Below are 1030 nucleotides of genomic sequence, written 5' to 3'. Positions count from 1 at the left end.
GATTCCTGGGGGCTATATTAATAGCCCTACTAAATCACTTAATAACCCTTTACCACGACGTTTTAAATTATACACAAACTCAAACAATGCCAAATAATAAGGCAATTTCTCTTGCGATATACCGCGATGCGGCCTGAGCCAAGACCGCAGAAGTGACCAACAGCCTTCTACGGTGTTGACATGAACCTCATAAAAACCATCACCATCTTCATCCCGAGCATATTCACCCTTCCCATGACAAACGGTTTTATGCTGATAACCCCAGGTTGGCAATCTACCATAAATGTTGTATTCATCAGTATAAATTAATGTGTCTGGACTAATAACTTGCTTGATAATAGGAGCTATGGTTTTCTGCTTTACGTTCTCCAACATGCGAATAATCAACTGTCCTCCACGCTCAACTAGCCCTAAAATCGGTGGTTTTTCTTTTTCTAAGGTTCCTCGTCCTCTTGCTCCTTTCAGTCGATTACGCCGGCCTTTTCGTCCTTTTTTTTACTGCTTCTGGCTGACCTTTATGACCAGCAACTACATACACTTCATCGGCTTCTACTTCACCACTTAATTGCTCAATGGGTAGGCTAGCAAAAATACTTTCGCGCAGCTGACTGGTCATGTATTGTGCATCATCTTTATTTAAATCAAGTTCATGGGCAATTTGTCGGTTGGATAAGTTGAGGCCCATAAAATACAAGCAGAGTATCCAGACTTTTAATGGCTGATGATGTCCTGCAAATACAGTGAATGTTAAGTCATCAAATCGCTTTTTACAGCTCTGGCAGTGATAGCGTTTACGAGCTTTTTGGGTAGTGTGATAACCATGACTTTTCACTCCATGGGATTGGCAATAAGGGCAACACACTCCTTCTGGCCAACGTCGTTGACGTATAAGCTGATAACAATACTCATCACTAACCAGTTGCTTTATATTGATCATTTTTATAAACGACTCGTTGATAATCCATTATGAATGCTCGAGTATACAGCTTTTTGCCTGCTAACATAGTCCCCCAGGAATCCATATAGAGCC

2 protein-coding genes are annotated in these 1030 nt (G+C 41.2%); both read right to left on the bottom strand.

Annotation, left to right across the window (positions count from 1 at the left end; translation table 11 throughout):
• Window positions 1-12 precede the first annotated feature (12 nt).
• Complete coding sequence (locus tag ORQ98_RS29495; protein ID WP_425347740.1) at window positions 13-465, bottom strand: IS1595 family transposase; 453 nt, start codon at window positions 463-465, stop codon at window positions 13-15.
• Between the two features lie 4 nt (window positions 466-469).
• Window positions 470-937: an IS1595 family transposase gene (locus tag ORQ98_RS29490; protein ID WP_274692403.1), complete on the bottom strand. Its 468-nt coding sequence runs from the start codon at window positions 935-937 to the stop codon at window positions 470-472.
• Between the last annotated feature and the right edge of the window lie 93 nt (window positions 938-1030).

The organism is Spartinivicinus poritis (assembly GCF_028858535.1).
Lineage (GTDB): Bacteria > Pseudomonadota > Gammaproteobacteria > Pseudomonadales > Zooshikellaceae > Spartinivicinus > Spartinivicinus poritis.
This window is presented reverse-complemented; position numbering and strand designations above follow the sequence as displayed.

Coding starts and splice junctions, on each gene's coding strand:
- ORQ98_RS29490 (WP_274692403.1), bottom strand. CDS start 937: ATGATCAATATAAAGCAACTGGTTAGTGATGAGTATTGTTATCAGCTT.